Source organism: Banduia mediterranea (assembly GCF_031846245.1).
GTDB lineage: Bacteria > Pseudomonadota > Gammaproteobacteria > Nevskiales > Nevskiaceae > Banduia > Banduia mediterranea.
Map to the genome: position 1 here is coordinate 218,374 of NZ_JAVRIC010000003.1, position 9,774 is coordinate 228,147.

A 9,774-nucleotide genomic window follows, 5' to 3' on the forward strand; every position below is an offset into this window, starting at 1 on the left:
ATGTCTCCTTTACTTGTTCTTGGCCTGCGAAAACAGCTCGTCGAGCTTGTCCTCGTAGGCGTGATAGCCAAGATACTTGTACAGGTCCGCACGGGACTGCATGGTGTCGACCACGTTTTTCTGCGTGCCTTCGCGACGCAAGGTCTCGTAGAAATTCAGAGCCGCCGCGTTCATCGCGCGATAGGCGCCGCAGCAGTACAGCGCGATATCCACGTTCACCGAGCGCAGTTCGTCGGTGGTGAAGAACGGGGTGGAACCGAACTCCGTGAGGTTGGCCAGGATCGGTACTTTAACCGCTGCCTTGAAGCGCTTGTAATCGTCCAGGGTCTTCATCGCTTCCGGGAAGATCATGTCCGCGCCGGCTTCGACATAGGCGATGGCGCGTTCGATTGCCGAATCGATGCCTTCGACGGCGGCGGCGTCGGTGCGTGCCATCACCACGAAATCGGCATCGGTCCTGGCATCCACTGCGGCCTTCACGCGGTCCACCATCTCGGCCTTGGTCACGACTTCCTTGCCGGGGCGGTGGCCGCAGCGCTTCTGGCCGACCTGGTCCTCGATATGCACCGCCGCCACGCCGGTCTTGATGCAGGCCTTGATCGTGCGCGCAATATTGAAGGCGCCGCCCCAGCCGGTATCGATGTCGATCAACAGTGGCAGCGAGCAGGCGTCGGTGATGCGGCCGGCGTCGGTGAGCACGTCTTCCATCGAGCTGATGCCGAGGTCCGGCACGCCGAGCGAGTTCGCCGCCACGCCGCCGCCGGAGAGGTAGACCGCCTTGAAGCCGGTGGCCTCGGCGAGCTTGGCGGCGTAGGCCGTGATCGCGCCGACAACCTGCAGCGGTTGTTCGATTTCCACCGCTTGGCGGAAACGCGCGCCGGGGGACGTCATGTCGCTCATGGAATGCTCCTGGAGGACGGAAATGAGTTTGTCGCCTAACAGTGTCAAGCAGCGTGCCAGCGCGGGCTTGGGTCATCAGGCGCGATTCCATGAAGTGTGAAATTGTTCAAAAACAATTGGATGAAGAAACTATATGAAGTCGGATCATGTTGCTTTCGAGATTCATTGATGAGGTGTCGACGTTTCATTGATGTTTCATGTGTAACATGCGTGTTCCACTGTTTCAGGACTTTCCGTGGCCGCAAGCAAGAGCAGTAAACGTCTGCGTAGTGCCGATGAGGTCTCGCGCGATCCGGTGTTGTGGGCCGTCAGCGTGTCGCGCCTGTCGACGCTGATCGGCGACGTGGTGCCGGAATTCGGTGACCGCGCGCGCATCGAGATGATCAATCTCGGTTTCGAGGACGCCGTGCGCCAGGTGCGCCGTCGCGCCGGCGAGGAATGCGACGTGCTGATTTCGGCCGGTTCCAACGGCGCCTATCTGAAACACCGCGTCGACAAGCCTGTGGTGTTGATCCGCGCCAGTGGCTTCGACCTGATGCAGGCGCTGTCGCGCGCGCGTTCGCTGTCCGACCGTATCGGCGTGGTCACGCACGAAACCGACATGCCGCCCTTCGCCGAATTCCGTCGCATGTTCGAACTGCCGATCGAGCAACGCGCCTTCGTCACCGCCGAGGACGCGCGCAACCGCGTCGCCGAACTGGTCAATCGCGGCGTCAAGGCGATCGTCGGCACAGGGCTGGTGGTGGAGTTGGCCGAGCAGGCCGGCGTTTCCGGCCTGCTGTTGTATTCGGCGGATTCGATTCGCACCGCCTTCGAGACCGCGCTGGACATCGCCGGCTTGGTCCGCGGCATCGACAGCCGCGAACGTCCGGCGCCGCGCCGCGCGCCAAGGCGTGGCGGCGGACCCAAGCCTGCGGCAGACGGCTTCCTCGGACACAGCGAAGTCGCGGTCCAGGTGCGCGAGGCGGTGGCGATCTACGCCGACACGGATGCCACGGTACTGATCGAAGGCGACACCGGGACCGGCAAGGAACTGGTGGCCCAGGCTCTGCACCAGGCCAGCGGCCGAGCGGCCAACGCCTTCGTTGCCGTCAACTGCGGCGCCGTCGCCGAATCGCTGCTGGAGGCCGAACTGTTCGGCTACGAGGAGGGCGCGTTCACCGGCTCGCGTCGCGGCGGGCGCATCGGCCTGATCGAGTCCGCGCACCACGGCACGCTGTTCCTGGACGAAGTCGGCGAAATGCCGCTGCCCTTGCAGACGCGCCTGCTGCGCGTGCTCGAAGAGCGCGAGGTGCTGCGTGTGGGATCATCGCGACCGGTGCCGGTGGACGTGCGCGTGATCGCGGCCACGCATCGCCCTATCGAGGCGATGGTGGAGGAGGGCGGCTTTCGCCGCGATCTCTACTACCGGCTCAATGTGCTGCGTATCGCCTTGCCGGGCCTGGCCCGGCGCCGTCAGGACGTGGCGATGCTGGCCGAACACTTCCTGCAGGCCGGCGCTCAGCAGGCCGGCGAGGTCATGCCGGAGCTGGACGCCTCCGCGCTGGCCTTGCTCCAAGCGCACGACTGGCCCGGCAATGTGCGTGAGTTGCGCAATCTCATGGAACGTCTGGCGGTCATCACGCGCGCCAGCGGCCAGCTCATGATCGACGCCGGCCTGCTGCAACGGCATGCGCCGGAGCTGACTGCGCGGCCGGCGCCGGCCCGCCTGACGCGGGGCTCCGCGCGGCGCCCGGACCGCACACAACTGCAACAGGCGCTGCAACGCAGCGCCGACGATCGCGCCCACCTGGCCGCGCAGTTCGGCATCTCGCGCACGACTCTATGGCGCTGGTTGCGCGAGGCGGGTTTGCAGTAGGCCATTTTGCGCCGGATCGAGAGGGTTTTTGGGTTTCACGCAAAGACGCAAAGTAAAGTCAAAAGCATTCATCGTTCAAACTCTTTTTCTTGGCCCCTTTGCGTCTTCGCGCGAAACCAGAAAAAGGTTCCGCAACAGCCTACGAGCACAACATGCCGCTGGCGTATCCTCGGCGCAATTCCATTGAACGCGCTGACATGACTTCAGACACGATAGGCCCGGATCGAGGCGCCGGCGCTCACACCGACTTCAGCCAGGCGATGAGCTATGGCGATTACCTGCAGCTGGATACGCTGCTGGCGGCGCAAAAGCCGCTGAGCGATCGTCACGACGAACTGCTGTTCGTGATCATTCATCAGGCCACGGAACTGTGGCTCAAGCTGGCACTGCACGAACTGCGCGCCGCGCGCGAGGCGATCCGCACCGACAAGCTGGAACCGGCCTTCAAGAACCTTTCACGGGTGTCGCGCATCCAGGCGCAGATGATCCAGTCTTGGGATGTGCTGTCGACGATGACGCCGGCCGACTACAGCAGCTTCCGCGAAGCATTGGGGCAGTCCTCGGGCTTCCAGTCTGCACAGTACCGCGAGCTGGAATTCATGCTCGGCAACAAGCTGGCGCAGCTGATCGAACCGCACCGGCACCGCGCCGATCTGGCGGCGCGACTGGATGCGGAGCTGGTCGCCCCCAGTCTGTATGACGAGGCGATTCGCCTGTTGGTCCGGCGCGGCTTCGAAATCGACGGCGCACTCCTGAAGCGGAATCTGCGTGAGCCGCACCGCAGCGACGCCACCGTCTTGGCCGCCTGGCTGGCGATCTATCAGGATTCAAAGCGCTACTGGGACTTGTACGAACTGGCCGAGAAACTGGTGGACCTCGAAGACTGGTTCCAGCAATGGCGCTTCCGCCACATGAACACCGTGCGCCGCATCATCGGTTTCAAGCGCGGCACCGGTGGCACCGCCGGCGTCGGCTATCTCAAGAGTGCACTCGATACCGTACTGTTTCCCGAACTGTGGGAAGTGCGGACGCAGCTATGAATCGCGAGGATTGCGAGGCCTTGGATCGGGAAGACCCGCTCCGCCCGTTTCGGGACCGATTCGAACTGCCGGCCGGGCTGATCTACCTGGACGGAAACTCCCTGGGCGCGCTGCCCAAGGCTACCGCCGCGCGTCTGGCCGATGTGAGCCGTCGCGAATGGGGACAGGACCTGATCGGCAGCTGGAACCGCAATGGCTGGGTCGATATCCCGCAGCGCGCCGGCGACCAGGGCGTGGTCGGCGATTTTCGCGCGCCGGACGTATTGCGATTCGGATTCACGCCGCTGTACACCCGCTATTGCGACGTTTGGGACGCGGCGGCTGCACTGAGCCGTGTGATGCGACAGGAAATATGGCGGCGCCCCGAATACCAGACCGGGCTTGTTGTGAGCTGAGTCTCGAACGGGCTCACGATCACCGTTTTCCCGAGCTGCTGATTGTGTCATCGCAAGGAGCGGCTCGATTTTTCGAGATTCAGGTCACAAAAACCGATTGAGCTACCCTTTCTACGGGATATACAAAGAAATCGTTCGTGTCCAGAATACCCCTTTCCTGCGACTCGACGGTCCCGCAGGGCGAGGGGGATTTTTGTGAGCGTGAGGAAATTTCGTCTGAGTGCCGCATTCGTTCCTTGGTCGTTGTCGGCCGGGCTGGCGGTCAGCATCGCATCCGCGCTGCTTTGGCCGACGCCGCGTGTCGCGGCCATGGAGAGTGCGGAACTGCGTGATGTGCGCTACGACCCACTCGAACGCATGCGCCTGCGTGACCGCAAGATCGACAATATCGAGGCCGTGATTCCGCCGCAGTGCTACACCAAGACGGAGGGCGTCTCGAATCCGTGCTGGACCTGCCACACCGATGCGAACGGTCAGAATTTCATGGCCGATGCCGGCCTACAGGAGGCCTATGCATTCAGCGAGGCCGGCATGACCAATCACTGGAGCAACCTTTTCGGCTCGGACCGTCGCCACGAGCTCGTCGATGCGATAAGCGATCGCGAGATCCTCGACTACATCAGGCAGGACAACTACAGCCCATTGCGCGAAGCACTCGCGGAGCGGTCGAAGTATTTGGGATGGCGCCCCGATATCGACTTGGCTCAGGGATTCGATGCTGAGGGCTTCGCGGTCGACGGAACTCAGTGGCGCGCATTTCGGTTCAAGCCCTTTCCGGGTACGTTCTGGCCCACCAACGGCTCGACCGACGACATTCTGATCCGCTTGCCGCAGCGGTTTCGGCAGACCGCGTCAGGCACTGATTCGCGAGAGATCTACAAGATCAACCTTGCGATTCTCGAACTCGCGATGACGCAGGACGAGCGTATCGGCAATGCCGCGGTTCAGCGAACCGTCGAGCCGCTGAACGAAGTGGTTGCCGGCCTGGATCTCGACGGCGACGGCACCCTCGAAACCCGGGTCACCCGTTTGCACGGACTGCCTGCCGCATACGTGGGAGCCGCAGGCGACGTGAAAGTGCGCCGCTACCAATATCCGCTGGGAACCGAGTTCGTACATACGGTTCGTTACATTGATCCCGATGAAGGATCACTGTTGAGTGCCCGGCTCAAGGAACTGCGCTACGCATCCAAGCGTTACGAGATCGGCGAGGCCATCACGCGCATTCGCTACGAGGCCGAACAGCGCGAAAAGGATGTCGGTGCACCGCCTCGCTTCGGCGGCAATGCGCAGACCGGGCTTATCAACAGCTTTGGTTGGTTGCTGCAAGGCTACATCGAGGACAGCGACGGACTGCTGCGGCTGCAGACGCGCGAAGAGCACATGTACTGCATGGGCTGCCATTCGACGCTTGGTGTAACGGTGGATCAGACCTTCGGATTTCCGCGCAAGGTGCCAGGGGCGGACGGATGGGCGCACCAGAACCTGGCCGGAATACAGGATGTTCCCCAGGTACGCCTGCCTCACGGGGAATATCGGACCTATTTCGAGCGCGTGCGCGGCGGCGACGAATTCAGAGCCAACGACGAATTGCTGGCGAGATTCTTCTCCGGTGGCGATCTCGACATGGCGCGCCTTCGCGCCGCTGGCCGCGAAGGCCATGGAGACATCCGCGATCTGATCGTTCCGTCCCGGCAGCGGGCGCTCGAACTGAACAAGGCCTATCGCGCCTTGGTGCTATTGCAGGACTTTGAACTGGGCCGCGATTTCGCTCTTGGTGATATCCAGAACGTTCATCGCAGGATCGAAAACGAGGAAACCGATCTGAACCGCACCGGACGTGTCTATCGCGATGGCCGGCTTTGGCTGAATTGGTGTGGATCTCCCGGATCCTGTCCGGATTCGAAGGAAATCGCCGTAAATCCATGAGCCTAAGCCCATGAAGCAGCAGAAGGGGTAACCGCTGTTGATTGCGACGGCGGAATGTCAGTCCGCGATTCAATCGTGGATATCGCAGAGAGATTGCAGTGAAGGAGATTGCAGTGAATAAGCATTTCAGCAGGGTTTTTGGGGGTCTGTCTTTGTGCCTGATTCTTGCGGCATGTGATGGGGGCAGCAACGGTGGCGGTATGGACGAGCCGCCACCGCCCGACGAAGGTGTCACGATTTCGGGCACGGTCGTGGATGGTCCGGTCGATGGTGCGACGGTCGTCGCCTATTCCGTGGAAAGCGGCGGTGGCGACGGCGCCGAACTCGGAACGGCCAGCACGTCCGCTGACGGCACGTTCTCTCTTGAACTGGATGCCGTTCCGACCGGCGCGGTACGCCTCAAATCCACGGGCGGCACCTATACCAGCGAAGCTGAAATCACCAAGACCTACTCCAGCCAGTTACTGAGCGTGATGCTGGACGAGGTTCCGGAAGCGGGCCTAAGTGACATCGTGATCACGCCCCTGACCACGCTGGTGGACAGTCGTGCCAGCGCGCTGCTGTCCGAAGCCAGCTCGGCCAAGGCGTTCTCCGAAGCTTCGGGCCAGGCCGAAGACGAAATCAAATCCTTGTACGGATTCTCGGGTGATGCCCCTGCGTTTTCCGGCCTCCGCCCGGACTTTCTGAGCGGTGCCGGAAACGGCGCGCACCTTGGCCTGGTGATTGGCTCGTTTCAGGAACTTGGCCGCCGCTCGGCGCGCGACCCGGGTGAAATCCTCAGAGCGATTGCGCAGGATCTGCGCGATGGCGAGCCCGACGGGCGCGATCACGAGGCGCCGGTTTTGTTCGGCGAGGAAGATCCCGCACCGATCACGCTCGCAACCTCGGATTTCCTGGGTGCCTTGTCGTCCTACATCGATCCGGCCAATCTGGCGACGATTCTGGCGGCCAACGATGTTGAACTCGATCCAGCGGTGGTCGAGGACGTCCGCGGTGCGATCGTCGAGGCGGCGCCCGAATCGGCTGCACTGCAGATCGGCTCCTCGGGCGCCGTTACGGTGATCACCTCGGCGGGGACACAGATTGTCTATATTGCCGCTCGCGAAAACGGGATCAAGGCGATCGACATGACCGATCCGGAGAATCCGGTTCTGCTGCCGCTGACCGAGCTCAACGAGTCCCTGGCGGCACTCGATACGCCACTCACCAATATCGGTGGTGTGATCGCGGTTCCTGGCGCGGCGACGCCACAGTTGGTGCTGTACGACTACAGTCAGGCGCGAGTCGTGCTCGCCGACGTGGCCGGCGAGACTGTGCTGGCGGACGTCAACTTGGCCGATTCCTTGGAGACCATCACGGGGTTCTCGGGGGGCAGCGCCTATATTTCCAGCGGCATTCCGGACCCGACCCGCGGTGTGGTGTGGCTGGCCACGGGTGATGGTTACTATCCGTTCGACTATTCCACCTTCGAACTGGGCACGCCGATCGACCTCGTCGGTGAGCAGCTGATCGCAGAGAATATCGGCGGCAACGCAGGCGCGGATTTGCTGTTCTCCCCGAATTACGGCGCCGGCAGCGGCGGCGGGCTGCAGTTGGTCAATCTCGTGGAGAAGCGTGCCTACGCCATGGACGACGATCAGTTCCAGGAACAATTCGCGGTACCCAACGGCGGCGAAGGCTACCCGTTCGGCATCGTCGATGCCGGTGCGGTCGACAGCACGTTCAATGTCGGCATTCTGACCGGCGAGGACACCTCGTACGTCGCATTTCTGGACATGAGCGACCCCGCCAGTTTTGTGTTTGATGACGACACGGAGACCTTCAGTATCAGCGACGCGACGCTAACGGTGGTGCTCGACACCCAGGATGAGAGCGCCTATCCGGTTCTCAGTGGTGCGGCGGTGGACTCCCAGACCCATCTCGCACTGTTCATGGCCGGGTATTCGACCACCATCATGGTTGGCGAACTCGACGATCCGATGAATCCGGCCGGCGATACCTGGGCCGGCATGACCGACTGGGCGGTGTACTCGCCGACGGGCAGCGAATACAGCTATTCGCGCGATCCGCACGCCGTCGGCGTGGTTCAGGCGATTGCCGATAGTCAGAGTTACGGGTTCCTGCTGTCGAGCGCTCCGGCCATCCTGATGATCGACATGGCCGCGTTTCTGGAACAGCCTCGTGTCGAGGTCGGCCATGCGCTCGCTGCCACGCCGTTCGATGGCGCCATCGTCAAGACCATTGCCATTGGCGGCACGCCTGCTCTGAAGCAGCAGCCGGCTCCGGAAACGCAGCGTGGCTTCGGCTTCACCTATCAGCAATGACTCGATTGAGTCGGTAGCGTGAAATGTGTGGTCGGGAAGGGGGCGCAGGCCCCCTTCCTCTTGTGAGCTTGAAAGCGCTCAGGCAGCCTTCAGTTTTCAGTTGGTATCAAGAGGTGGCGTCAACTTCGACGCGCTCGGCATTCAAGACATCCAAGTGAGACACCTTGCTAAGCCTGCCTGGCATTGCCTGCTGCTGTTCAGCCTCATCGCAGTGATGCCGAGTTGGGCGCAATCGATGCAGGCCGGCGCGTGCACGGCCAACGCCGCGCCTGGCGATGATCTACAGGCCGCCATCGACCGCGCAGGCAAGCAGGCCGACCCGGCCACGCTGTGCCTGGCCGCCGGCGAATACCTGCTGGATAATTTCGTCAATATCACGCGCGACGGATTCACGCTGCGCGGGCAGGGCGCCGAAACGGTGATTCGTCTGCCCGACGGCGCGGAGACTCCGGCGATCGTGGTGGGCGACTATCGCAAGGAGACGCCGGGGCGCCGGATTCATGACGTGACCCTGGAAAGGATGCGCCTGATCGGCAGTGGTTCTGACGGCAGCGAGCTGCACGCCGAATACCCGTATCTGCGCAACAGCGTGGTGGTGGTGCGCGCCGGCGAACGGGTCACCGTGCGCGAGTTGCAGGTCAGCGATTGCCGCAGCGCCTGCATCCTCACCGAATATCACAGCAGTCAGATCACGATCGTCGACAATGTGGTGAGCCACGCGGCCTGGGATGGCATCTCGCTCAACCGCGGCGGCAGGACCGTGATTCGCGGCAACCTGTTGCAGGACAATGTGGCTGCCGGCATCACCACCGAGTTTCTCGAAAACAGCGTGATCGAGGATAACCGCTTCATCGGCAACGGCTCTCACGGCGTCTATCTGGCCGATGCCAACAGCAACACCTTCCGCAACAATCGTTTCGAGGACAATGCCGGCGCCGGCATCTACCTCACCTGCTCGATCCGCTATCGCGATCCGGTGCTGTGCTGGGACAACAGCATGAGCCACGGCAATCGTTTCGAGCACAATGTGTTTCAGGACAACGGCTTCGGCTACCTGATCGGCGTGGATTCGGCGGCGAATTGCAAGCGTCCGAACTTCGAAGCCAACCTGTCCCGCAATGAAGTGTTCCGCAACAGCGAAAACAGCGAACCGGACTGGAACACCTACGGCTATTGTCTGCGCTACGAAGGTTCGCGCACGGAATAGCCGCGGGGTTCCGACAGGCGGTTCAGCCTCGTGATGCGATCCAGACTTAACTGAGTCGCGCGCGGCGTGATGCCGACCGACCCTCTCCCGCTTGCGCTGAGCATTACCCACAAGGTGACTG

6 protein-coding genes and 2 pseudogenes are annotated in these 9,774 nt (G+C 62.3%); 7 read left to right on the forward strand and 1 reads right to left on the reverse strand.

The annotated features are described in order from the left end of the window. Positions 1 to 9: 9 nt before the first annotated feature. Complete coding sequence (prpB, locus tag RM530_RS03605) at positions 10 to 900, reverse strand: methylisocitrate lyase (RefSeq protein ID WP_311363841.1); 891 nt, start codon at positions 898 to 900, stop codon at positions 10 to 12. A gap of 235 nt (positions 901 to 1,135) precedes the next feature. Between prpB and prpR the strand changes: the two genes are divergently transcribed. From prpR to RM530_RS03635, 7 genes and pseudogenes are all read left to right on the forward strand, one after another. Continuing rightward, entirely contained in the window at positions 1,136 to 2,758 is a 1,623-nt protein-coding gene (gene prpR, locus RM530_RS03610; RefSeq protein WP_311363842.1) for a propionate catabolism operon regulatory protein PrpR, read from the forward strand. A 197-nt stretch (positions 2,759 to 2,955) separates the two neighbouring features. Continuing rightward, positions 2,956 to 3,798 (forward strand): tryptophan 2,3-dioxygenase, encoded by an 843-nt coding sequence (gene kynA / locus RM530_RS03615; RefSeq protein ID WP_311363843.1) that lies wholly within the window; start codon positions 2,956 to 2,958, stop codon positions 3,796 to 3,798. Beyond that, a pseudogene (locus tag RM530_RS18930) lies at positions 3,795 to 4,028 on the forward strand (kynureninase); the annotation flags it as partial. The gene kynA and the pseudogene RM530_RS18930, both read left to right, overlap by 4 nt. Next, positions 4,026 to 4,193: pseudogene (locus RM530_RS18935) on the forward strand (kynureninase/PvdN C-terminal domain-containing protein); the annotation flags it as partial. The pseudogenes RM530_RS18930 and RM530_RS18935, both read left to right, overlap by 3 nt. Before the next feature lie 201 nt (positions 4,194 to 4,394). Beyond that, complete coding sequence (locus tag RM530_RS03625; RefSeq protein WP_311363845.1) at positions 4,395 to 6,122, forward strand: hypothetical protein; 1,728 nt, start codon at positions 4,395 to 4,397, stop codon at positions 6,120 to 6,122. 113 nt (positions 6,123 to 6,235) lie between these two features. Beyond that, entirely contained in the window at positions 6,236 to 8,446 is a 2,211-nt protein-coding gene (locus RM530_RS03630; protein ID WP_311363846.1) for a carboxypeptidase-like regulatory domain-containing protein, read from the forward strand. 154 nt (positions 8,447 to 8,600) lie between these two features. Further along, positions 8,601 to 9,653: a right-handed parallel beta-helix repeat-containing protein gene (locus RM530_RS03635; protein WP_311363847.1), complete on the forward strand. Its 1,053-nt coding sequence runs from the start codon at positions 8,601 to 8,603 to the stop codon at positions 9,651 to 9,653. Positions 9,654 to 9,774 lie beyond the last annotated feature (121 nt).